Source organism: Anabaena lutea FACHB-196 (genome assembly GCF_014698305.1).
Classification (GTDB): domain Bacteria; phylum Cyanobacteriota; class Cyanobacteriia; order Cyanobacteriales; family Nostocaceae; genus Anabaena; species Anabaena lutea.
Window position 1 is genome coordinate 1 of the sequence record NZ_JACJST010000027.1, and the last position, 21,249, is coordinate 21,249.

Below are 21,249 nucleotides of genomic sequence, written 5' to 3' on the forward strand. Positions count from 1 at the left end.
GGTTTACTACGGTACGAAAGATGAACAGGGTAAATTTAAAATCAAAACAATCCGAACAACTAAAGATGAAGTAATTGGTATTCTGCCAGGAGTGCCATCACGGGAAATTGCAATCCAAATGATAAACATAGTGGCTTTGAAAGAATCGCCGCTGACAACTTTACAGGTCGGGGATGAGGTGGTAATTTTCACTGGGAAGAAGAAAGGACAGAAAGGCGTAGTCGAGCGAATCGACCTCTGCTGTTGGGTGAAGTTTCCGAAGGCAACAGTTGCTATTAGTTTCTACTCTCATCATTTGAGAAAGGTTAGTTAGATGAGCATAGAACAGAGAATCAAAGAAGCTAATGGTAGGTTGAAAGCTAATCATTGTGGGGTAAACATTGAGCAAATAGGAGGTAAATTATATTTACGTGCCGTGCTACCTCCCAAACCGGAATCTAAGCATACAAAGCCTCATCAGCAAAGGATAAGTATTGCACCCGCTAATTTTGAAGGAGTAAAACTGGCGGAACGTGAAGCCAAAAAAATTAGTGTGGACCTTACTGACAATACTTTTAAATGGGGTAATTATCTTGAAGAGGAAATTAAACCACCTGAAACAATTGGTGATTGGATAATAAGATTTGAGGAAGATTATTTTAACAGAAGAGAAAGAACCCTGAAAACAGAAACGACCTGGAAGGTTGAATATAAAACAGTATTCAAAGTCCTTCCCAGGGATGAAATTATTAGTAGTGAAATTTTAAAACAGGCAATTTTAAAAACCAACCCAGACACCAGAACTAGAAAAAGATTCTGCTTAGTAACTGGACTACTTGCTAATTTTGCTGGGTTGGATTTTGAAGCTTCCATTTATTCGGGAAACTATAGCTCTAAGAGAAGGAAACCGCGTGATTTACCAACAGATAAAAAAATTGCCGAATGGTATCTCAAAATTGAAAATCACAAGTGGCGCTGGGTATTTGGGATGCTGGCTACTTACGGGTTGAGAAATCATGAGGTATTTTTCCTGGACCTGGATCAACTAAGAGAAGGCAACCAAGTAGTCACGGTCTTAGACGGTAAAACAGGATATCGGCGCGTGTGGCCTTTTCATCCTGAGTGGTTCACTGAATTTGACTTGGCATCGGTCAAACTTCCCGAAATAAATCTAGACCGGAATAACTCAGCAATTGGCGGGACTGTTAGCCAACATTTCAGACGTAACCAGGAGATACCCTTTAAAGTTTATGATTTGCGCCATTGTTGGGCTATTCGTACCCTGGAATATGGAATTGATATTTCACTGGCAGCGCAACAGATGGGGCATTCTTTAAACGTTCATTCGACGCTTTACCATACCTGGATAACCAGCCGAATTCACCAACAGGCTTTTGATTTGGCCATGAGTAAAAGCGATCGCCCCAAGCCGCCAAAGTTTAACAAGTAATTATTAATTAATAATTCTTAACTCCAGCAAGATGCTTGCTGGCTTTTCTGTTGAAAAAGTAGTGTAAGGATGTCTCTTAATCAATTGGTTGCGGGTTCGATTCCCTCCTCACCCACTAGCTTTCAGGTTTTCTAAATACTGGCTTTGACTAATTCTTGCCTAATTTACAGGAATACCCCCTCATAAATCCTGGATTTACAAGGGCAGTGGAAATTATTATTAGACGGATTTTTAGTCCTATAAGCTTCACGATAAATCAGTCCAGGTTATAGAAAGCGATCGCCGTATCCGACGTGCCATTTCGATAATCACCTTCTTACTGCACGGTATATCCTCCGTCGATCATCATGTTATGCCCCGTAACGAAGGAAGCCGCGTCCGAGCATAACCACACTACAGCTTCTGCGACTTCCTCCGGCTTACCAACACGCCCTATGGGATGCCTTGCCTTGATTTGAGGAAGCATATCTGCGGGAACAGTAGCCAGCATATCGGTCTCAATAAAAGCAGGACTCACAACATTGATACGAAGGCCGAATTGGGCATATTCCAATGCTGCCGCTCGGGTTAAGGCGATGACCCCACCTTTACTAGCACAGTAGCTGGTATAACCGGCGCAACCAACGACACCACCGATGGAAGCCATGTTGACTATTGTGCCGACACCTTGTTTGAGCATTGCTTTGATCTCGTACTTGAGAGAAAGCCACACTCCTTTCAGGTTCACATCGATCATGTAATCCCAGTCCTCTTCCGACATATCACAGAGTGGACTGAAAGTTGCAATTCCAGCGTTGTTGAAAGCGCAGTCAAGACGACCATAAGTATCTATGGCCTTGTTAACCAGCATCTCCATTTCCGCCTCTTTTGACACATCTGTCTTGACGAAAATAGCCTCACCTCCTGCCTCTTGTATATACCGTACCGTCTCCTCGCCTTCAATGACGCGACGGCTGGCAGCTATGACCTTCGCTCCACTACGTGCAAATGCGATCGCTGTTGCCCTACCAATTCCAGAAGAAGCTCCAGTGACAAGTCCGACTTTTCCATCCAATTGCCGTGTCATACGTTTGCTCCCTTTTTTTAACTTTTGAGACTACACCTTGAGGGGGCGTTCTTATATCAAGCCCCTATCTTGAGATATGGGATTCTTTGCCAAACAGTAGCGGGACGGTTGCTAACTCTTTAAGAAGCTCATGTTAAGTTCTCCGTAAACTTCGGGCTTATCAATTAATGTTACTGTGCAGCCGTAAGCTCTATACGAAATGTCTTCAATGATCGCACTGACAAATTATTTTGCCAGCACGGTTTTTCATCTACTGCACGAATATGAGAAAAGCGCCGCAATAACTCAGTGAAAACAATCTCCCCTTCCATGTTGGCAAGGGAAGCTCCTGGACATTTATGGATGTAAAAGCCGAAGGCTAATTGCTTATCGTTATTCCTTGTGATATTAAATGTATCTGGATCGGAAAAGACTTCTGGATCGCGATTGGCCGATCCAATCAGCAGAAAGATCAAATCACCTTTTTTGATTTTTTGGCCTTGAAACTCGATATCTTCAAGCGCCATACGTGATAGTCGTTGGACAGGTGACTCATAACGCAACATTTCCCTCACTGCAAGAGGGATTAGTTTAGGATTTCGTCTGATGTCCTCCATGACATTTTGGTATCGCAAAAGCGTTAAAAGTCCGTTACCTAAAAGGTTCATAGTAGTCTCGAACCCGGCAAAAATTATCATAATACAAGTGGCGAGTATCTCCTCTTCACTCATCATCTGTCCCGCAGTCTCTGCCTTGAGAAATGCACTGAGGAAATCATTCTGAGAGTGGCTTCTCCTACAGTGCAGAATGCCACGCAGGTACTCGGTCATCTCATCAACATGCACTTTAGCATTTTCCAGCCTTTCAATATAGCTATTAGGCGATGTTCCCACAAAGTTGACAATAGCTTCAGCGCAAAGTTTTGCTTTGTACCAACCAACTTCTGGGATACCCAATATCGTCGATACAACATAAAGTGGTAATGGGGAAGCAAGATCAGCCATGAAATCCATGCTCCCCCCATTTTTGTAGTCCTTGAGCATCTCGTCAACCAAGCGAGTAATGCTCGACTGAAAACTAAACACGACACTACTATCCAGCGCAGAACTTACTAATCGTCTGAGTCGAGAGTGTTCAGGTTTGTCCAAAAGCAGCATCCACATTTTCATTCTTTCGGCGAATGTTTTGTAGCGTTTCTGTTCAGCCTCTGGTAGTTGCAGAAAGCGTGGCGTGATTCGATCTGCTGCTATTTGATCAGATGCAAGAGCTTTAGTCACATCATCATATCGTGACACTACCCATGCCTGAAGTTCCTCGCTCCAATACACGGGAGCGTTTTCACGCAACCAACAGTACGTTGGATAAGGATTATTCAAGAACTCTTCAGAAACAAAACTATAGGGCATTATGTTTGGCTTTTGTTGACTAATCTCCATATTTCTTTCCTGTTTAAAAACGAATTTATAAGGCTTATTCTTTTTCGTTCATTAGGCCAATCATCTTGTCAGAAAAACTTACATGATACTGATACAAGGTAAGAACTTCGATTTCCGATATCTTGCTCAAGGAGGTTGCAGAGTATTTTATGACTCAAAGCTTGTAGAAATACTGTAACTCTCTATCCTTCCATTTCTGGCTTTAAATATGCTGCCAAATCAAATAGTTAGTCTGCTGCTTACCTTCTATTAACATTGGCTCTGTACTCAATATCATTTGATTGTCTTGATTAAATTCAAAAAAGCGTTCCTGAGCAGTACCAACCCAATTTGGAAATAAGCTACTTTCGACGTAATGAATAACACTCTTTTCCTTAACTTCGTACTTACTGCAATACGAAAAGTAAGTCTTAGCTGCCCTTACCTGTTCCTCTATAATTCCCCCAAGCAAATCAAAAGCAGTAAAATTGGGGCGGTTAGCTGTTGCTAAACTTGAAGACATATATCCATCTTCGGTATATATCAGCAAGCCGTAAGCATCTTTACCAAAGGGGTAAGCCACATTACCATTTTCATCTCGGATTTCCCAGGATACTAGTTTCCAAGTTCCTAAAAATTTTTCTTTTGTCATAAATTGGGTGGGTATAAAGTACTAAGAGATTGTGAACAAAAGTTATACATAGATCGATACTTTCGCCAAAAACAGGTATAAAAGATAGGGCGCTCCGTAGTAAAGTTATTATCTCTCACAACGATAACTCAAAAGCTACAATTTGCCCATTTTCGACATTTTCTCCATGTATATACAATAAGTAATCAATCTTCTGACTCCTGACCATCTCCAAACCCTTGACGAGCAAAGATTTCAATCATCTCGCTGCGGGTCAGATTATTTGCTTGGGCTAATTCATCCAATTTTGCCCAAGCCGTATCTGTGAGCCGGATAGAACGCAGCTTTTTAGACTCATCACCATAATCAGCCTGAAATCTACCCCCAGTTGTGCGCTTACGTCTGGGTGATTTATGCCTTGTTCCTGAATACTTACCACCATGTATATCTATTTTATTACTAGTGATTAAATTAACTAGATTATCAATCAAGCGATCGCTCTCCATTGGTAAAATCTCACGACCATGCAACATATCCTGAGTAATCGTAAAATACACCAAAGTCCCCAAAAAAACTCGTGCTGCTACTGATGCATCAGGTAATTGCAATTCTGGATGCGCTGCAAAATATTGAGTAATAACATCTAAACTAGTTTTATCTACATTGCGAACAAAAACTTGAGCTAATGACGGAAAACGCCCAGATTCAGCAATAATCAACCGCACAAAACTTAATAACTCCTGTGAACAAGCAATGTTATCTAAAATACTATTGGCGATGCGACGCAGAACTATCTCCGGTTCTCCTGCGAGAAATTGCGGATCTTCAGGATTAAAAATCTCCAAATATTTTTTCTGCGCTAATTTTTCAATCAGTGCAGTGAATAATCCTTCCTTATCCAGAAAGTAGCTGTATACCGTTGTTTTCGATACACCTGCGGCTGCTGTCACCTTATCCATTGTTGTCGCAGCGTAGCCCTGTGCTAAAAATTCTTGCATTGCACCAGCCAAGATAGCATCAACTTTCTCCACTAACAGCGATTGCCTTTGGCACTGCACTCCGCGCGATCGCTCTACCGGACTTTCTTCTACTTCGGTTTTCTTTTTTCGCATATGAATTAATTATTTTTGCAGTAACTCTTGACAAGATTGTAATGGACGGTTTAGTTTAGTTACAACTAAACTAATTAGTTTACTTCCCATCTTAAATCATAGGGGAAAACTTATGGTGCGTGATGTAACAACTAAAAATTCCGCATTTTTAAAACCGACTTCCCGTCAACTGATATTGCTGACAACAGCTTTATTGATGGCAACTCTGGGAATTAAAGGATATAAAATTTTACAAGCTAATTCCAAAACCACTGTAATCCAAGCTGCCCAAATAACTACACCGCAAATCAAGACGGTGACAGCATTAGGGAGAATTGAACCCAAGGGCAAAGTAATTAAACTTTCCGCACCTACATCTAGTCAAGGTAGCCGAGTAGAGACACTTTTGGTTAAAGAAGGGGATAAAGTCAAAACAGGGCAAGTAATAGCCATTTTAGATAATCGTCCCCGTCTCCAAGCCGCTTACCAAGAAGCACAAGCAGCCGTAAAAGTTGCCCAGGTAAACTTAGAGAAAGTACAAGCAGGTGCGAAATTAGGCGAAATAGAAGCACAAAAAGCTGATATTGCCAGAATAGAGGCGCAAAAGCTCGGAGATGAAACCGGACAAAGACAAGCAGTTGCCAGATTAGAAGCGCAATGGCAAGGTGAGACAAGCGCACAACAAGCAACAATTAATAGACTACAAGCCGAACTCAAAAATGCTCAAGTAGAACTGCAACGGTATCAGCAACTTTATCAAGATGGGGCAATTTCTCAGTCTTTATTTGATACAAAACTGCTCAGTTTTGATACCATCACCCAACAGTTAAGTGAAGCTAGAGCAAACCTCAACCGGATTGATAGCACAGGACGCAAGCAAATTAGTGAAGCCAAAACTGCCCTAACCCGGATTAACGCCACTGGTAGCAAACAAGTTACTTCTGCCAAAGCCACCTTAAACCAAATAGCCGAAGTTCGTCCGGTAGACGTAGCAGCAGCCAAAGCCGAAGTCAGCCGTACCATAGCTGCCGCACAACAGGCCAAAGCTAATTTAGACCAAGTTTATGTGAAATCACCCCAAGATGGTGTAATATTTGACATTTATACCCGTTCCGGTGAAGTTGTATCCAATGACGGAATTGTGGAAATTGGGCAAACCAACCAGATGTATGCAGTTCTGGAAGTTTACCAAAATGATGTCAGTAAAATACGTCCCCAACAACAGGTAAAAATATCTAGCAACTCCCTAGCAGGTGAATTACACGGAACAGTAGATTGGGTTGGCTGGAAAGTACAACGGCAAAATGTGATCAACTCTGACCCCAGTGAAAATATTGATTCTAGAGTTGTAGAAGTTCATGTACAGCTAGATAAAGAATCAAGTAATAAAGCCGCAAAATTTACAAATTTACAAATCAAGGCAGTAATTTCACTATGATAGGATTCATTCAAAGACTCCAACGACGCACACCTTTGGGATGGTTGCAACTCAACCACCATAAAAGTCGGCTGTTAGTTGCTTTATCTGGGATTGCTTTTGCTGATGTCCTCATTTTCATGCAGCTTGGCTTTCAGAACGCCTTGTATGACAGCAACACTACCTTAAATCGTGCAGTGCTTGCAGACATCGTTTTGATCAGTCCGCAAAGCCGGAATATGCAAAATATGTCCACCTTTTCCCGAAGACGGCTGTTTCAAGCTGCTGATGTACCCGGTGTGAAATCAGCCCAAGCCATGTATATCGGTTTAGTCACCTGGAAAAATCCCCAAACACGTCGCAAGACTTCAGTACAAGCAATTGGCTTTAATCCTGAGCAACCTGCATTAGATATACCAGAAATCAACGCTCAATTAGATAAACTTAAATTAGCAGATAACTTTCTTTTTGACCGTGGTGCTAGAGGTGAATATGATCAGGTTTTTAGCAAAATTGATGCAGGTCAAAGTGTCCCTACAGAAATAGAAAAACGGACAATTAATATTAGTGGATTATTTAAATTAGGAGCATCCTTTGGGGCTGATGGGACGTTAATTTCTAGCGATGAAAACTTTTTACGCATCTTTCCCAAACGAAAGGTAGGAAGCATCGATCTTGGATTAATTTCCATTCAACCAGGTTATGAACCAGAACAGGTAGCAGCAGCATTAAAATCACACCTTAAAGATAATGAAGATGTGAAAGTTTTCACTAAACAAGAATTTATCAAATTTGAAGAAGATTATTGGAAAAAAGAAAGTCCCATCGGCTTTATATTTACTGTAGGTGTATCTATGGGATTTATTGTCGGTGTGATTATTGTTTATCAAGTTCTTTCCACAGATGTAAATGCCCATATTAAAGAATACGCCACATTTAAAGCAATGGGATATCAGAACGCATACCTATTAGGCGTAATTTTTGAAGAAGCAATTATTTTAGCAGCATTGGGTTTTATTCCTGGATTTATAGTACCTTTAGGACTTTATCAACTGACTAGAAACGCTACAAATTTACCGATATACATGACTTTAACAAGAGCATTGATAGTTTTTCTATTGACAATCATCATGTGTGCAATTTCCGGCACAATAGCAACTAGTAAACTACAATCAGCCGATCCTGCGGATATGTTTTAAATACATCAAAATTACTCTCTGCGCCTCTGCCTGAAAAACCTCTTTTAAACCTTAATTATGCAAACTATTAATTCTCCCAAACCAGTAATATCTATCCAAAACCTTGACCATTATTTTGGAACTGGACAACTCAAAAAACAAGTATTATTTAATATCAACCTCACCATTAACACAGGTGAAATTGTCATTATGACCGGACCATCTGGTTCTGGTAAAACGACATTATTAACCTTAGCTGGTGGGTTACGTTCTGCTCAATCTGGAAGTTTGCAAATATTAGGTAATGAACTCTGTAACGCTAATGCTAAACAACTCACCCAAGCGCGACGAAATAACGGTTATATTTTCCAAGCTCACAATTTACACGGTAGCTTAACTGCAATTCAAAATGTGAGAATGGGTTTAGAATTACATCCGAAAATCTCAACTCAAGAAATGCTCAATCGTTCAAAAGCAATGCTGGAAGAGGTAGGATTAGGAAATCGAATTGATTACTATCCAGATAGTTTATCAGGTGGACAAAAACAACGAGTAGCTATTGCTCGCGCATTAGTCAGTCAACCGAAAATTGTCCTAGCAGATGAACCCACAGCCGCACTGGATAAGCAATCGGGACGGGATGTGGTAGAATTAATGCAGAAATTAGCGAAAGAGCATGGTTGTACAATTCTGCTAGTTACCCACGATAATCGCATTTTAGATATAGCAGACCGCATTGTTTATATGGAAGATGGTCATCTGGTTAGGGATGGTGTAAGTGCTATGACTGCATGAAAGTGAAATTACAAGGATAAAAATTAGGAATTTAATTAATCAGGTAAAAAGTCTTGATTTAGACATTCATCTGTATTAAAAGGAGATTCCACAGGAAAAATATCTAACTCTAAACCAGTTTCTATAGATGCTTGTTGACGTGCATCTTCATAACATTCTGCAAATGTTTCTAAAAAATATTTTTTGAGACTAGGACTATCTTGGAATTGTTTATTTAATCTCCGACGATGTTCAAAAATAGTCGAAAGCCAACTTTTAGAACGTTTTTCTGGCTGATATTTATATTTTAACAGGTGCATTAAAAGCACTACTAAATTACTTTCTAATGCCCTTTTTTCACTTCTTCCCATGCTTTCGATTTCTTCAATCAGATTTTCTAAATCAATTTCTGTAAATTTACCTGCTTTTAGTTGTTTGGCCGTTGTTTCTATCCACAGGTAAAAATCTTGGTTGTAAAGATTGGTGTTAGTGGTTAGTGCTAGTTGAGGTGCTGTCATATAATTATTTAACCTCCTGTTACTCTATGATAACAAATTCATGGAGTTGTAACTTCGTTTACCTGAAATATACTATCAATTTAAGGAAATGGGCGATTTGTATTTTCTCATCTTTCCCGCATTTCATATTCTTTAATATATTGCTGTATAGCTACTTTTTGAGTTTCCGTTAAACCTGCATCTTCTGCTAAATTCCTCACTCTGTTAATAATTTCAGATGCTTCTAAATAAGGTGATAACCACTGAGGATCTAATTTATAAGAACCTTTTATATCTTTAAACAACATATTTTCTAGCAACTCTACTAAATTTTGGTCTTTTTCTATAACTTTTTTTACCCATTCTTTTATTTCTTCTACACCACCTAAATCACGCCAAAAATCTAGTATCTCTTGTAGCTTTGGCACTTTTAATAAATCATACTGTATTTTATCTCGTTGTATTGCAGATTTTCTTATCTTATCTAAGGCTAATCGCTCTAATTCTTCTAGTTGTTGTGCATTCAGTAGTCTTTCTTCTTCTGGTTTACTGCTTGTAGCTTCAGGTTTACTGTGCTGTTGTCTGAGAACAACAATTAGCCAAACTATTGTAAATATTGCTTTTCCATTTTGCATTGTTTCCTGAAGCAGTTTACCCCGGTTTTCTTTTTCTATTCTTTCTAAAATCTTCTCAATTAAAAATTCTATTTCATCTTTAGTACCGATATGAAAAAATGAATTAATTCTATCATTAACTGTTAAAAGCTTATCACCCACTTGAAATAAAGCTTCTAAAATAGAAGATATAACATTTAATGGAATATCCTTTTCATCCAAGGTTCTAAAAAGTTGCAAAAATAGTTTTAATCTACTTGTACCATCAGGGCGGATTTGATTAGAAAGCTCTAATAATTTTTCAGCAAATGCCTGAGAATCATTTGCTAATGCTGATATAGCTTTCATTTCAGCATTTGATATATCACCTTCTGGTATTGCTAGGCGAAAATAACGAGGAAATATTTCTCCAACACATATACGGAGTTGATTTCTATATCTTACTAACCCCTCACTTGTTGTTATCAAATTTTGTTGTCTTATAGCCTTTCTAATTCCAGGAAAAATTAGCATCATTATATTCTTTACTGCTTTTTTATCTTTTTCATCAATTTGCTTAATCCAATCATTATGAAACTGACTCATTTCTTCATCATTCATAAAACTAGCCAGTGTTGGATTAAGCCTATAAGAAGAAAATATCTCAGAATTATGACGAACTACATTGTAGATTAAAGGACAAAATACTCTGATAGTTTCAATCGCAAGAAAATCAACAGAGTTAACTTCTCCCTTAACTGCTGGATATGTCACCATTAAGGTATTTATTAACCTCCGAATACTGCGAGGTGTAGTTATAAAATGTTCTATACCTTGCAAATAAACTTCTCGCCAATGGTCTTTTTGAAATAGCTCTTCTGGAGTATCGGCAAATATTTTCTGTAAGTCTGCCTCAAATAATCTGCGAAGTGACAATTTATCTGGAAGAGGTAACTCAAAAGGAACTTGAACAATTTTTTCAAGGTAGGCTTCCCCATCCATTTCCTGTATACCTTTAAGTGCTTTAACAACAACATCTTTGTCGAATAGCAATAGATAAATAACATTAGGAAAATTAGCAACTGCTTTTATTACTCGAAATAATTGTCTAATCTCCTCAGCCGTCAGTCTATCAATATCATCAATAACAACCAATATCCGTTTGTTTTGGTCTCTCAGTGTTTTCTCAATTTGTTCCTTTAATTTGTATATGTCCTTTGGCTGTCTAAGTGTTTTTACTACTGTTGCGAATATTTTGGCTTTGGCATCGGGAATTGTAGATACTCTATCAGCTAAACTGTCTAACTGCTTTAGAAAAAGATTCCCTTGTGATTTCCATTTTTCATTTACAACACCTCGCAATTGATCAAAAAAGCTTTTAGTGAGGTCTTCTTGTCCTGAAAACCACCAGGGATTAAAAGGTACAACTGTCGGCTGTTCATCTTCTGGCTTTTGTTCAAGGTAGTGAATGATAAAATTCAATAAAGTTGATTTACCTGAACCCCAAGGAGCATAAACCGCCATAACTAAACCGTCTGGAGGAGACATTTTACAAATGCTGTTAGCCAGATTTTCAGCAAAGAAAGCATATCCTAATTTGTCATCTTTCGGATTAGTTAAAGGGTTATCTGCTGACAAAATATTTAAATTTTCAGTTTCCACGTGAGAATGACTCCTTATATTTCTTGATTATTTATCTATATTTTATTTTTATTTGTTAATATAACTTAATTATTTAAAAAATAATCATTCAAAGTCTCATCTAAAGTAAAAGGAGATTCTTTTGGAAAGAAATTCAACTTAATCCCTGTTTCTTCAGATGCTTTTAGACGAGCTTTTTCATAACAGTCTGCAAATACTTCTGTAAGTAAAGGTTGCAAACTAGGACTATCTTCTAATAATACTTCAATACAAATACGTTGTTCTGTAATCGTACTGCGCCAACTTTCACTGCGTTTTTCTGGTTGATATTGCCATTTTATTAATTGCATCAATAGCAGAATTAAACGGCTTTTTAACTCCCGTTTTTCACTTCTAACCATACCTTCAATTTCTTCAATTAAATTAGGTATATCTATTTCATTAAATCTATTTTCTTTCAACTGCTCAACAATTGCTTTTGTCCATAAATAAAAATCTTGATCATAGAGAGTTTGAGTATTGACAAAAGATTGATTTATCATTTATGTCCCTCCTAGTTTTTGATCACTTTCATCCAATAGTGCGTCAAAGTAAAAGCATCAATACCTAATTCTATCCTTTCTCCTGCTGTTAAAATACCCGCTTGCAAATGCCACTAAGTCGCAGTTACCACGACATCTTCAATATTAACTTGTTTATTAACAATTGCCTAAACAACGTAATGCGATCGCTTTTTCTCCCTCTTCTCTACCATAGAAAGCGAATTTATGCTAAAATATAGTCAAAGTGTCTATAATAGTCATTCTATGCAAACCTATACTCTTACAGATGCCCGTAATAAACACGGTGAAGTTTTTGACAAAGCCGCTATTGAACCAGTATTACTAACTAAACAATCACGTCCTAGTCATGTAATTATTTCCGCAGATAGCTACCAAAAATTAATTAATAGATTGCACGAATTAGAAGATATGCAGTTAGTTCAAACTGCTGAAATTGCTTTGAGTCAATCAAAAATGGTGGGTACAGAAGCCTTTACATCAGCACTGGAGCATTTAGCTAATGGCGCGGCTTGATGGTTTAGCAACTGTTCTTGATTTTCTCAATGGTTTACAACCTAAAATAGCCGCCCAAATAGCAAAGAAGGTTTTAGCTTTAAATGTTGAACCTTTACCAAATGATAGTGAACAATTATCTGGTTATCAGGGTTTTTATCGAGTAGATAGTGGTGAATATCGAATTGTTTATAAATACTTTCCAGATCAAGATTTAGTGGAAGTAATTTTAGTTGGTAAGCGCAATGATGATGATGTCTACAAAAGATTAAAACGGTTATTGGGATAAACTGCAAAATAGCCAGCTAGATGCTGGCACTATAAAGGTAATGGAAATTTATTGCTGCTGCAACCACCCTTCCCAATCTGCCACATTGGTAAAATCCAATAGGACATCATATAAATCTTCAATCTGTACCAACAATTTATAAAAAATAGAATCCCGTCGCATTATTAATGAAAATTGTACTGTATTTACTCATTACTTCTACATAATAAATGATAAAGGACTGTTTTTTTTCGGATGATGAGCAAACTATATAGCAATTACAACTTTCATTAAATACTGCGTCAAAGTAAAAGCATCAACACCTAATTCTGTTCTTTCTTCCGCTGCTAAAATACCCGCTTGAGAATGCCACCAAGCCGCAGTTGCTACAACATCTTCAATATTAACTTGTTTATTTGCAACCTGCGCCAATAATCCACCCATTAAACCACTTAACACATCACCGCTACCACCACGGGCTAAAGCTGGCGTACTTTCAGGATTTATCCAAACGACACCTTGAGGGTTAGAAATAGCTGTTCTTGCCCCTTTTAACAACACTACAGCCCCCGTTTGAGAGGCTGCTGTTTGTACAGCTTTCACCCTATCTTTAAAATCAATATCAGGAAATAAACGATGAAATTCACCTGTGTGGGGAGTGAGAACAGTTGTTGTTTTACGTTTTTGTAAAGTGGAAATAGTTCCTAATTGTGCCAAAATATTTAAAGCATCAGCATCAAGAATTAAAGGAACTTCACTATTAATTACCTGTTCTACAATGGGAGTTGCATCTTTAGTTAAACCGGGACCACAAGCAATTACAGTAAATGAACTTAAAGGCGTTTTTCCTGGTAATTGTAGATGAGAAATTGCTCCCGTTTCTGTTTCTGGACAATCGATAATTAAAGCTTCTGGTAAATGCGACACCAACAAAGGTTTAATAGATTCAGGTACAGCAATTGATAACATTCCCACACCAGAAGCACGCGCACCTAAACCAGTTAAAATTGCTCCACCAGCGTAACGTCTTGAACCGCAAATTAATAATAAATGTCCTGATTTATATTTATGTGTAACTGGGGAACGAGGTAAAGGTAAAGTCGCAAGTGCGGTTGTTTTAGTAATGCGGTTTATTTTCGGTGGATTTCCTAAAACATCATGAATATCTGCTAAGGGAATATCAAAATCAATTAATTCAGCTTTACCAATATATTCTAATGCTTGTTCTTGCAATAAACCCTGTTTCCATAAACCCAAGCAAAATGTGTGATTTGCCCGAATTGCAGTTCCTAAAACTGCACCTGTATCTGTGTGCAAACCTGAAGGTAAATCAATACTAAAAATGGGCTGATTCCATTCATTAAAATGATTAATTGCCAAAGCAATAGAATCAGTTATTTCTCTTTCTAAACCAAATCCAAATAATCCATCAACTAAAAAGTCACAACTTGGTAATTCTTCAATTTCTTGATAAACAGGAATTCCCAAACTTTGAGCATATTGGAAATGTTGAGAAGTTAATTCTTTGAGTTTAGAAAAAGGTTGATAAATCCAAACTTGATAACCACGAAAATGTAATTCACGAGCTACTACTAAAGCATCACCACCATTATGACCGGGACCGACTAGAATTCCTACACGCTGTCCTTGGGGAATAATAGCCTGTAAGCGATCGCTAATTAATCTCGCTACTTTTTCCATTAAAGCCGCAACAGGCATCCCAGCGGCAAATATCCGCCCCTCAATATCCCTCATTTGTGCAGCAGTAACGATAACTTGTTCTTTAGTCATTTGGAATAGGGAACAGGGAATGGGGAATAGGGAACAGGGAACAATTTTTCCCAGTTAAGAATTACGTATCCCTAGCGGGACCGGAGGCACTATTACGAATTACGAATTATTTAGTCACTCATTTTCCGTAGTAAACCCTAGCATCACCGTAACCTGACTTTCGTAGATAATTATTCCATTGTTCTGCCATCGAGCGATCGCTAAAAGGTCCTACAGCTATATGCGCTCCTCGTGGTTGATTTCTCTGGAACACATTGCTATTTCGACCTATATTTTTTTGAATTTGTTGGGCAATGTATCGTAAATTATTTTTGTTGCTGGGAATGATCACATAGTAAGCATTAACAGGTTTAGTAATCACAGCATCACTAATAGGAGAGGAAAACGGCACTGCTGCACCCGAATAATAAGATATTGGCTCCGTGTTAGAGAAACTGACAACACGAGCGCCACTAACACCTTTTAACTCCAGTTCTCTCACTCGTTCTTGGGCGTTAGATTGTCGGGTAAAAATACCTGATTGGATAACGTTACGTCCATTGTACTCCCGAATATAAGCACTGCTCTCCACCTGACGGACTTGTTGAAGTGTTTGCATATTACTGCTGTCAACATAGACAAAGTAGCGCTCAAAGTTTTGGTTAGATTGACTAATTTGTGTGGTTGAATAGGAATCAGAATTTTGGTTTGGTTGATTCAACTCCACTGGTTCCATTGGTTGCAACTGTGGTAATGCTGATTGCGCTATTAAAAAACCATTTTTGGATATTTGGGCTTGTGCTGGGTTATGTTGGGGAATTAGCACCAAAAATCCCCCAAAAACTAGAAAAAGTATGGATAGGAAAGTAAATTGACTGGGAATTTTACTAGACATATTTTTTCAACCAAACAATCTGACAGTTACATATTTTTACCAGACATCATTTTAAATAGGCAATGAGGAATTTTCAATACTTGTAACTAAGATAAAAACCGAAGTGCTTTTCTCGCCAAGCTTTACGGAAGTATATGCTACAATTGGAAAGTCTGGCAATTGCCGTGCTGTGCTAGGATGAAAAACCTCTACTAGCAATAAAAATTTAGCACTTTTAAAAGTGTGGTTTATGAAAAAAGTCGTCGTTGGTCTTTCAGGTGGCGTTGACAGTTCTGTAGCTGCCGCTATTCTACATAATCAGGGCTATGATGTAATTGGTTTAACCCTTTGGCTAATGAAAGGCAAAGGGCAATGTTGCTCTGAAGGAATGATCGACGCGGCTCAGATTTGTGAACAACTGGGCCTTCCCCATGAAATTGTCGATATTCGAGATGTCTTTCAAACAGAAATTATTGATTTCGTTGTCACTGGTTACAGTGCGGGAATTACACCGTTGCCTTGTTCCCAATGTAACAAGACGGTGAAGTTTGGCCCAATGGTAAAATATGCCCGTGAAAAATTGGAATGCGATCGCATTGCTACCGGTCATTATGCCCAAATTCGCTACGATGACACCAGCGGACGTTACCAATTGTTACGTGCAGTTGACCGCAACAAAGACCAATCTTACTTCCTCTATGATTTATCCCAAGATTTATTAGCTGCTTCTATATTTCCCTTGGGTGAACTGAATAAAACCGACACCCGACGCATGGCGGCTGAATACAACTTAAAAACAGCTGATAAACCAGAAAGTCAAGATTTATGCTTAGTGGAAAGTAACGGTTCCATGCGGGCATTTTTAGATAAATATCTAGCTCCTAAACCAGGTGATATTGTCGATACCACTGGTAAAATTTTAGGTCAACATGATGGAGTGCATCATTACACCATCGGACAGCGTAAGGGTTTGGGGATTGCTGCACCGGAAGCGCTGTATGTAATCGAACTAGATGCTGCCAATAATCGTGTTGTCGTGGGCGAGCGCACCAAAGGAACTGAGGCAGAATGTACAGTAAACCGAGTAAATTGGGTTTCTATTGCTGAACCCGCAACCCCCATTCGTGCAGAAGTACAAATTCGCTATCGTTCTCAACCTGTACCCGTGACAGTGATTCCTTGTGAAGATTCCCGTGTGCGTTTAGTGTTTGATGAACCTCAATTCAGTATTACCCCAGGACAAGCTGCGGTTTGGTATGAAGGGGATAAGGTTTTAGGTGGAGGGATTATTGAGCAGTTTTAGTTAAGAATAAACCTATACCTACCCCTCCCCGCTCTTTCGTGGAGGGATTTTTTGTTTTTACTGGTAATGACAAATTATGTTTTAAATCAGGACTGATGCCAAACTTGATATAATTCAGTATATCACGCAAATAAATGGTAATTTTAGTCTTTGCAATCAATTTTCTCATCACCAGCCAGTAGTCACCTAAAAATGTCACAATAATAATTGTTAACTTTTTTCAATCCTCATTATGAAAGCTATTTGGAACGGCACAGTTTTAGCCGAAAGCGATAACACCGTAGTCGTCGAAGGAAATCATTACTTCCCTGCTGACGCTATTAACAAACAGTATTTTACCGATAGCAATACCCACACCACTTGTCCTTGGAAAGGAGTTGCTAGTTACTATAGTATTGAAGTTGATGGACAAGTTAACAAAGATGCCGCTTGGTACTATCCCAGCACCAAAGAAAAAGCTAAAAATATAGAAGGTTATATTGCCTTCTGGAAAGGTGTAAAAGTCGAAGCCTAGACTAACATTAAATTACGATAGTTTAGATGAAGAGACGTTCCATGGAACGTCTCTATAAAGGGTTTTCACATCATCAAAAATCACGTTCATACATCAAATCAGCAAGACCAGTTTTTCGTTCCCTTTCCACCTTAACTGACAAGTATTGATATCTGTCTCTATTCTTTAGCAATGACAATATCATTAGATTTAATTACAGCATAAGCTTCTGAACCCTCAACCAATTCTAACTCCTCAGCCGAAACTCTGGTAATCATGGAAGTTAACTCAACCTTGTGAACAATCTCTAAAGTCACTTCAGTATTCACAGTTCCTGTAGTAACTCGTTTCACAACTCCCTTTAGCACATTACGCGAACTCACTTTTAATGGTTTTTTTGAATTAATAATTTCCAACTCATAAGTGTGAGTTTCCACTTTTTCTTGTGGAGTTGGTAACGGTGTTGGCGGTGAAGAGTATTTATTAAGACCACGTACTAATTCCCGCAAAATCTCAGTTTTAGTTCGCTGAGAGTGCTGACAGAATTCCTCTAAAATCTTTTTCTCCTCTTCTGATGTTTGAAATGTCACCCAACCCTGTTCTTTTCTTGGCATAAAATTACTAATTTATTGAGTTAGTATAATCTTGATACAATACTAGCAAGAGTCAATGTTTTTTAACTACTTGTACAATTGAATAGAACATATCAAAGCGACTTATTTTGTGAACTTTTATATCGGATGTGCAGTTTGGGCATATAAGGGTTGGGTGGGTGAACTCTATCCCCCAGGAACTCGCAATGCTGACTTCTTAAATCTTTACAGTCGCCGTTTTACTACTGTAGAAGGAAATACCACATTCTATGCTGTACCTAACCCAGAAATAGTCACCCGTTGGGCTACAGAAACACCACCAGGTTTTGAATTTTGCTTGAAATTACCGCGAGATATCACCCATCAAAAATTATTGCGCCCCCACATCCCTGAAGCTTTACAATTTTTAGAAAAAATGCGCCTTTTAGGTCAACATTTGGGACCGATGTTTGCCCAACTACCGCCCAGTTACTCACCTGCATTTTTGGATGATTTAGCAGCTTTTCTGGAAGCTTGGCCTAGTAAAGATGCACCTCTAGCCCTAGAAGTAAGACATCCTGACTGGTTTCAAGAACCCCATAGGAGTAGTTTGACGACACTGTTAGAGAAATTAGAGGTGGGAAGAGTGTTGTTAGACTCACGCCCTATTTACAGTGGAGATGATGACCCACAATTAGCATCAGAACGGCGTAAACCTCAGCTACCAGTGCAATTTAGTGTTACAGCACCTTTTAGTTTGATTCGCTTTATTTCTCATCCGCAGTTGTCAGTTAATCAGCAGTTTATGGAAGAATGGGTAATACAGATCCAGCAGTGGTTACAAGCAGGAGTACGGATTTATTTCTTTGTCCATTGTCCCACAGAAGATCTGTCTCCTCATAATGCTCGTTATTTCCAACAGCTATTAGAACAAAGCGGTGTAGCAGTTCCCTCTTTGCCTTGGAACAACCTCAATCAGCCACCTAGTCAACTCAATATTTGGTAGCAATTATAGCTATTAACTGTCAGCAAGTTGGCTAACTTTATGTATAAAATATTAAGTGTTATGGATACCAAGTACAAAATATGTTTTATATTAATATATAGATTTTAGGTAAAATTATGGAAGAATTTACACCAAAAGACGGTGAGATGAGTCGGCTTCTATATGAAAGCTCAGTGTCATACAAAGGATATCTGATCATTCCATTTATTTTTGGTAAAGTCGATAATTACGAAATTTTTTCATACAAATTATTGTCAGAAATTGGACGAAAAAGCCATTTTCATAAAGTAGAAAATCCGGCTAAAGTGTATGGAATTAGTATCAGAAATATTGTTGATATTGCCCAAGAACATATTGACATCAATGCAGAGTTTATCAGTTATGAAGATGGCTTTAGATCGCGCTACGTTTATCGCCACAATTTAATAATTGTGTTTAAGGAGAAAAATAAATTTTTTTATGACCATTATCCACCCGAATTTTTAAATAATCTAGCAGCACCCAAATTGTTCTCATCAGAATATGAATGTCTAAGATGGGTTCAAGAAGGACTTGACGGGAGGAATATTAGGAAAAACTTACAATAAATTTATAGTCTATATCTGATTGTAGCTGTGGATAATTAACTGATTAAGGCAACTAGAAATCAGGTAAAATAGATTTACCAAAATCACCCACTGTTTGATTTAAATTCCGTGCCACTTGCATATGTGTTTCATCTTCCTCTACAGATAAAATATCACCTTTTTTAACACCCCCAAGTCTAGATAATGCTAACCAGCCTGGCAATTAATTCCCAGGCTTATACACCTTGTCTGTTAAATCTGAAAATCTCAACTATGAATGCTACCATCAGGCATAATTGCCCCTGTTAAGAAGGTTTCACTCATATCTGTGCCATCTAAATTAGCTCCTGTCAAATTCACCTCACACAAATTTGCTTCACTTAAATCAGCACCAGTTAAATCAGCATTTTGCAAATTCGCTTTCCACATTCTCACACCCCCCATTTTCGCACCACTCAGGTTTGCACCCTGCAAGTTGGCGGCTGAAATTGAGGCCATGTGTAAATTAGCATCGGACAAATTAGCACCAGTTAACAATGCACCGCTGAGGTCTGATTCATTTAAATAAGCAGTTGTCAAAGTAGCTTGGGTTAAATCAGCACCACAGAGAATAACTTCCGATAAATGCGCTCTTTCTAATGTTGCTCCTTGAAGATTGGCTTTACTCAAGTTTGCTCCACTTAAAGAAGCTGCTGTCAGATTTGCTCCTCTTAAATCTGCTCGACCGAAGTCCACACCACCCAAGTTGACTCCTTGAAGATTTGCTCCTGGTAACGCAATGCAGCTAAAGCTTCTCTGACCTGTTGCGTACTTAGCTAAAAGTTCTTGAACATTCATACTTTTTTAGTTCTCGTACTTAGTTGGAACACTGAGTTGATGGTGTTTGCTTCACACCACCTAAAATTAGGGCGATCGCTCCTTCTGTGTGTTTTTCTACCATTTCTGGACTCAGACGATCTATATCTGGTGTCAGATGCTTCCAGTTTTCTTGGACTACAAAATAGAAAATGCAGACACTAATCAAATGAGTCAGGGTTAAAAATGGGTCTAATGGACGAAAACAGCCCTGTTTTATTCCCCTTTCTAGGACTTTTAGCAGTGGTTCGTATAAACTACCAGGGTTGACTTGCTTAAAATACAAACCCTTATTTTGAATTGCTTCTTGAAACCACAGCATCTGGCGATGGGGATAAGTCGCTTCATAAGCCATACCTGCGGTGAGCGTGAAGCTATCGCACACCGAACAATTTCCTTCAACGCCTCTTCTGGGTGTAAATGGTCAAGGTTCATTTGACCTACTACTAATTCTAACTGATTAATCGGACGCTGCAAAACCGCTTTGTACAAACCTTCTTTATTCTCAAAGTAGTAATGTATCATGAACTTATCCCACTAATCCAAAAATGCATATTTTTTTAACTCAGATGTGCTGTAAAAGCTTAATTTTTCGTTCTTTATTTACAACCAAATGAAGATTTTTACCGCAAATCATATTAGTGGGATAGATTTATCGCTGTGGTAATTTTCGCACGATGAGCGATACCTGCGGTGAGCGTTCGCGCAGCGTCTCGAAGAGAAGCTATCGCACTCAACCGCGCCCCCTTTAACCCATGTCTAGCAAACTCTATTTC

Annotated in this window: 25 protein-coding genes; 11 read left to right on the plus strand and 14 right to left on the minus strand. The window is 38.5% G+C overall.

The annotated features are described in order from the left end of the window. Together H6G59_RS22615 and H6G59_RS22620 are read left to right on the plus strand one after the other, a co-directional pair. A partial coding sequence (locus tag H6G59_RS22615) for a hypothetical protein (RefSeq protein ID WP_190718786.1) occupies positions 1-313 on the plus strand: 313 nt, incomplete at its 5' end. Further along, positions 314-1,429 carry a site-specific integrase gene (locus H6G59_RS22620; RefSeq protein ID WP_190718789.1) on the plus strand — a complete coding sequence of 372 codons (1,116 nt, stop codon included), beginning with the start codon at positions 314-316 and terminating at the stop codon, positions 1,427-1,429. It abuts the gene before it with no gap. A 316-nt stretch (positions 1,430-1,745) separates the two neighbouring features. On the opposite strand, the gene H6G59_RS22625 is transcribed toward H6G59_RS22620, so the two are convergent. The 4 genes from H6G59_RS22625 to H6G59_RS22640 all read right to left on the minus strand — a co-directional run bounded on the left by H6G59_RS22625 (position 1,746) and on the right by H6G59_RS22640 (position 5,632). Then, a complete protein-coding gene (locus H6G59_RS22625) occupies positions 1,746-2,495 on the minus strand; it encodes an SDR family oxidoreductase (RefSeq protein WP_190718791.1) in 750 nt (249 codons plus the stop codon). 170 nt (positions 2,496-2,665) lie between these two features. Next, the gene (locus tag H6G59_RS22630) at positions 2,666-3,910 is read right to left on the minus strand and encodes a cytochrome P450 (protein WP_190718794.1); all 1,245 of its coding nucleotides are present in this window, start codon (positions 3,908-3,910) and stop codon (positions 2,666-2,668) included. 202 nt (positions 3,911-4,112) lie between these two features. Continuing rightward, positions 4,113-4,541: a lipocalin-like domain-containing protein gene (locus H6G59_RS22635; protein ID WP_190718797.1), complete on the minus strand. Its 429-nt coding sequence runs from the start codon at positions 4,539-4,541 to the stop codon at positions 4,113-4,115. Between the two features lie 185 nt (positions 4,542-4,726). Next, the gene (locus tag H6G59_RS22640; RefSeq protein ID WP_190718800.1) at positions 4,727-5,632 is read right to left on the minus strand and encodes a TetR/AcrR family transcriptional regulator; all 906 of its coding nucleotides are present in this window, start codon (positions 5,630-5,632) and stop codon (positions 4,727-4,729) included. A gap of 112 nt (positions 5,633-5,744) precedes the next feature. Between H6G59_RS22640 and H6G59_RS22645 the strand changes: the two genes are divergently transcribed. Genes H6G59_RS22645 through H6G59_RS22655 form a run of 3 tightly spaced genes read left to right on the plus strand, consistent with a single transcriptional unit; the run spans position 5,745 to position 9,001 of the window. Next, positions 5,745-7,049, plus strand: a complete 1,305-nt coding sequence (locus H6G59_RS22645; protein ID WP_190718803.1) for an ABC exporter membrane fusion protein — start codon at positions 5,745-5,747, stop codon at positions 7,047-7,049. Then, positions 7,046-8,227, plus strand: a complete 1,182-nt coding sequence (gene devC / locus H6G59_RS22650; protein WP_190718806.1) for an ABC transporter permease DevC — start codon at positions 7,046-7,048, stop codon at positions 8,225-8,227. The genes H6G59_RS22645 and devC overlap by 4 nt, the downstream gene beginning before the upstream one ends. Before the next feature lie 57 nt (positions 8,228-8,284). Then, positions 8,285-9,001 carry a DevA family ABC transporter ATP-binding protein gene (locus tag H6G59_RS22655; protein ID WP_190718809.1) on the plus strand — a complete coding sequence of 239 codons (717 nt, stop codon included), beginning with the start codon at positions 8,285-8,287 and terminating at the stop codon, positions 8,999-9,001. Positions 9,002-9,036: 35 nt separating this feature from the next. Here H6G59_RS22655 and H6G59_RS22660 read toward each other — a convergent pair whose 3' ends face one another. The 3 genes from H6G59_RS22660 to H6G59_RS22670 form a co-directional block, all read right to left on the minus strand. Then, positions 9,037-9,498 (minus strand): DUF29 domain-containing protein, encoded by a 462-nt coding sequence (locus tag H6G59_RS22660; protein ID WP_190718812.1) that lies wholly within the window; start codon positions 9,496-9,498, stop codon positions 9,037-9,039. A 107-nt stretch (positions 9,499-9,605) separates the two neighbouring features. Further along, the gene (locus tag H6G59_RS22665) at positions 9,606-11,732 is read right to left on the minus strand and encodes a P-loop NTPase fold protein (protein WP_190718815.1); all 2,127 of its coding nucleotides are present in this window, start codon (positions 11,730-11,732) and stop codon (positions 9,606-9,608) included. Between the two features lie 65 nt (positions 11,733-11,797). Continuing rightward, entirely contained in the window at positions 11,798-12,253 is a 456-nt protein-coding gene (locus H6G59_RS22670) for a DUF29 domain-containing protein (protein WP_190718818.1), read from the minus strand. Between the two features lie 225 nt (positions 12,254-12,478). Between H6G59_RS22670 and H6G59_RS22675 the strand changes: the two genes are divergently transcribed. After that, positions 12,479-12,787: a type II toxin-antitoxin system Phd/YefM family antitoxin gene (locus tag H6G59_RS22675; protein ID WP_242038955.1), complete on the plus strand. Its 309-nt coding sequence runs from the start codon at positions 12,479-12,481 to the stop codon at positions 12,785-12,787. Beyond that, entirely contained in the window at positions 12,774-13,055 is a 282-nt protein-coding gene (locus H6G59_RS22680; protein ID WP_027404042.1) for a type II toxin-antitoxin system RelE family toxin, read from the plus strand. Before H6G59_RS22675 ends, H6G59_RS22680 begins: the two co-directional genes overlap by 14 nt. 48 nt (positions 13,056-13,103) lie before the next feature. On the opposite strand, the gene H6G59_RS27475 is transcribed toward H6G59_RS22680, so the two are convergent. The 3 genes from H6G59_RS27475 to H6G59_RS22690 form a co-directional block, all read right to left on the minus strand. Further along, positions 13,104-13,217 carry a DUF4351 domain-containing protein gene (locus H6G59_RS27475; protein ID WP_242038956.1) on the minus strand — a complete coding sequence of 38 codons (114 nt, stop codon included), beginning with the start codon at positions 13,215-13,217 and terminating at the stop codon, positions 13,104-13,106. An 84-nt stretch (positions 13,218-13,301) separates the two neighbouring features. Continuing rightward, complete coding sequence (locus tag H6G59_RS22685; RefSeq protein ID WP_190718822.1) at positions 13,302-14,825, minus strand: NAD(P)H-hydrate dehydratase; 1,524 nt, start codon at positions 14,823-14,825, stop codon at positions 13,302-13,304. A 118-nt stretch (positions 14,826-14,943) separates the two neighbouring features. After that, entirely contained in the window at positions 14,944-15,699 is a 756-nt protein-coding gene (locus tag H6G59_RS22690) for a hypothetical protein (protein ID WP_190718825.1), read from the minus strand. 229 nt (positions 15,700-15,928) lie between these two features. Between H6G59_RS22690 and mnmA the strand changes: the two genes are divergently transcribed. Both mnmA and H6G59_RS22700 read left to right on the plus strand, forming a co-directional pair. Continuing rightward, positions 15,929-16,981 (plus strand): tRNA 2-thiouridine(34) synthase MnmA, encoded by a 1,053-nt coding sequence (gene mnmA, locus H6G59_RS22695; RefSeq protein ID WP_190718828.1) that lies wholly within the window; start codon positions 15,929-15,931, stop codon positions 16,979-16,981. 229 nt (positions 16,982-17,210) lie between these two features. Then, the gene (locus tag H6G59_RS22700) at positions 17,211-17,495 is read left to right on the plus strand and encodes a DUF427 domain-containing protein (RefSeq protein ID WP_190718967.1); all 285 of its coding nucleotides are present in this window, start codon (positions 17,211-17,213) and stop codon (positions 17,493-17,495) included. Between the two features lie 158 nt (positions 17,496-17,653). Here H6G59_RS22700 and H6G59_RS22705 read toward each other — a convergent pair whose 3' ends face one another. Continuing rightward, complete coding sequence (locus H6G59_RS22705) at positions 17,654-18,088, minus strand: TOBE domain-containing protein (RefSeq protein ID WP_190718832.1); 435 nt, start codon at positions 18,086-18,088, stop codon at positions 17,654-17,656. 109 nt (positions 18,089-18,197) lie between these two features. Between H6G59_RS22705 and H6G59_RS22710 the strand changes: the two genes are divergently transcribed. Together H6G59_RS22710 and H6G59_RS22715 are read left to right on the plus strand one after the other, a co-directional pair. After that, entirely contained in the window at positions 18,198-19,052 is an 855-nt protein-coding gene (locus tag H6G59_RS22710; RefSeq protein WP_190718835.1) for a DUF72 domain-containing protein, read from the plus strand. Positions 19,053-19,198: 146 nt separating this feature from the next. Beyond that, positions 19,199-19,639 carry a hypothetical protein gene (locus tag H6G59_RS22715; protein ID WP_190718970.1) on the plus strand — a complete coding sequence of 147 codons (441 nt, stop codon included), beginning with the start codon at positions 19,199-19,201 and terminating at the stop codon, positions 19,637-19,639. A gap of 52 nt (positions 19,640-19,691) precedes the next feature. On the opposite strand, the gene H6G59_RS22720 is transcribed toward H6G59_RS22715, so the two are convergent. From H6G59_RS22720 to H6G59_RS27480, 3 genes are read right to left on the minus strand one after another with little or no spacing between them, the layout of a single operon-like run. After that, a complete protein-coding gene (locus H6G59_RS22720; protein ID WP_190718838.1) occupies positions 19,692-19,841 on the minus strand; it encodes a hypothetical protein in 150 nt (49 codons plus the stop codon). Positions 19,842-19,885: 44 nt separating this feature from the next. Next, a complete protein-coding gene (locus H6G59_RS22725) occupies positions 19,886-20,455 on the minus strand; it encodes a pentapeptide repeat-containing protein (protein WP_190718841.1) in 570 nt (189 codons plus the stop codon). A 19-nt stretch (positions 20,456-20,474) separates the two neighbouring features. Further along, entirely contained in the window at positions 20,475-20,858 is a 384-nt protein-coding gene (locus H6G59_RS27480) for a hypothetical protein (RefSeq protein ID WP_339327998.1), read from the minus strand. Between the last annotated feature and the right edge of the window lie 391 nt (positions 20,859-21,249).

What these genes read in the sequence shown, in the direction of transcription:
- H6G59_RS22620 (WP_190718789.1), top strand. Translation starts at nt 314, where the DNA reads ATGAGCATAGAACAGAGAATCAAAGAAGCTAATGGTAGGTTGAAAGCT.
- H6G59_RS22625 (WP_190718791.1), bottom strand. Translation starts at nt 2,495, where the DNA reads ATGACACGGCAATTGGATGGAAAAGTCGGACTTGTCACTGGAGCTTCT.
- H6G59_RS22630 (WP_190718794.1), bottom strand. Translation starts at nt 3,910, where the DNA reads ATGGAGATTAGTCAACAAAAGCCAAACATAATGCCCTATAGTTTTGTT.
- H6G59_RS22635 (WP_190718797.1), bottom strand. Translation starts at nt 4,541, where the DNA reads ATGACAAAAGAAAAATTTTTAGGAACTTGGAAACTAGTATCCTGGGAA.
- H6G59_RS22640 (WP_190718800.1), bottom strand. Translation starts at nt 5,632, where the DNA reads ATGCGAAAAAAGAAAACCGAAGTAGAAGAAAGTCCGGTAGAGCGATCG.
- H6G59_RS22645 (WP_190718803.1), top strand. Translation starts at nt 5,745, where the DNA reads ATGGTGCGTGATGTAACAACTAAAAATTCCGCATTTTTAAAACCGACT.
- devC (WP_190718806.1), top strand. Translation starts at nt 7,046, where the DNA reads ATGATAGGATTCATTCAAAGACTCCAACGACGCACACCTTTGGGATGG.
- H6G59_RS22655 (WP_190718809.1), top strand. Translation starts at nt 8,285, where the DNA reads ATGCAAACTATTAATTCTCCCAAACCAGTAATATCTATCCAAAACCTT.
- H6G59_RS22660 (WP_190718812.1), bottom strand. Translation starts at nt 9,498, where the DNA reads ATGACAGCACCTCAACTAGCACTAACCACTAACACCAATCTTTACAAC.
- H6G59_RS22670 (WP_190718818.1), bottom strand. Translation starts at nt 12,253, where the DNA reads ATGATAAATCAATCTTTTGTCAATACTCAAACTCTCTATGATCAAGAT.
- H6G59_RS22675 (WP_242038955.1), top strand. Translation starts at nt 12,479, where the DNA reads ATGCTAAAATATAGTCAAAGTGTCTATAATAGTCATTCTATGCAAACC.
- H6G59_RS22680 (WP_027404042.1), top strand. Translation starts at nt 12,774, where the DNA reads ATGGCGCGGCTTGATGGTTTAGCAACTGTTCTTGATTTTCTCAATGGT.
- H6G59_RS27475 (WP_242038956.1), bottom strand. Translation starts at nt 13,217, where the DNA reads ATGCGACGGGATTCTATTTTTTATAAATTGTTGGTACAGATTGAAGAT.
- H6G59_RS22685 (WP_190718822.1), bottom strand. Translation starts at nt 14,825, where the DNA reads ATGACTAAAGAACAAGTTATCGTTACTGCTGCACAAATGAGGGATATT.
- H6G59_RS22690 (WP_190718825.1), bottom strand. Translation starts at nt 15,699, where the DNA reads ATGTCTAGTAAAATTCCCAGTCAATTTACTTTCCTATCCATACTTTTT.
- mnmA (WP_190718828.1), top strand. Translation starts at nt 15,929, where the DNA reads ATGAAAAAAGTCGTCGTTGGTCTTTCAGGTGGCGTTGACAGTTCTGTA.
- H6G59_RS22705 (WP_190718832.1), bottom strand. Translation starts at nt 18,088, where the DNA reads ATGCCAAGAAAAGAACAGGGTTGGGTGACATTTCAAACATCAGAAGAG.
- H6G59_RS22715 (WP_190718970.1), top strand. Translation starts at nt 19,199, where the DNA reads ATGAGTCGGCTTCTATATGAAAGCTCAGTGTCATACAAAGGATATCTG.
- H6G59_RS22725 (WP_190718841.1), bottom strand. Translation starts at nt 20,455, where the DNA reads ATGAATGTTCAAGAACTTTTAGCTAAGTACGCAACAGGTCAGAGAAGC.